Below are 437 nucleotides of genomic sequence, written 5' to 3' on the forward strand. Positions count from 1 at the left end.
ACCCGCCCCAGCCATTGCAGAAACTCGGCGATGTTCGCCGCTTTCTGCGCAACGATGAAATTCCTTTGGCGGATATCGGAGTCCGTAAATCTGTCCGTGGCGTGCAGGGAGATCCCTGTCGAGCCCGACCGGGTAATGACGATGGCCTCATATCGTCCATTCTGAAAACCGGCAACGTTCGCCACCGCGTCGCTCTTGCCGTGAAACTGCACAGTCCAGCGATTGGCATCCGCCTCCTGCGGCACCAGCGACGCCTTACGACCCGACACTTCAGCCACCGGAAAGCCTCGCTGGCTCAGCTCCTTCTTGATCACATCAATCGGTGTGAGCGGCAGATCCGGAAATGCGCGAATTTTCTCGCGCAGCGCCTCCGCCGCCTGTTCATATTCCTCGCTCTCCGGAGCCACCCGCTGCACATCGCCATATCGCCCCTGAAC

The 437-nt window shown here is 60.0% G+C and carries 1 protein-coding gene; it reads right to left on the reverse strand.

Going from position 1 to position 437, the window contains the following annotated elements:
* Positions 1 to 437, reverse strand: a 437-nt coding sequence (locus ACR6JA_RS22365) for a strawberry notch C-terminal domain-containing protein (protein ID WP_494599608.1), incomplete at both ends; no start/stop codon positions are given.

The organism is Cedecea sp. B1(4) (assembly GCF_059414925.1).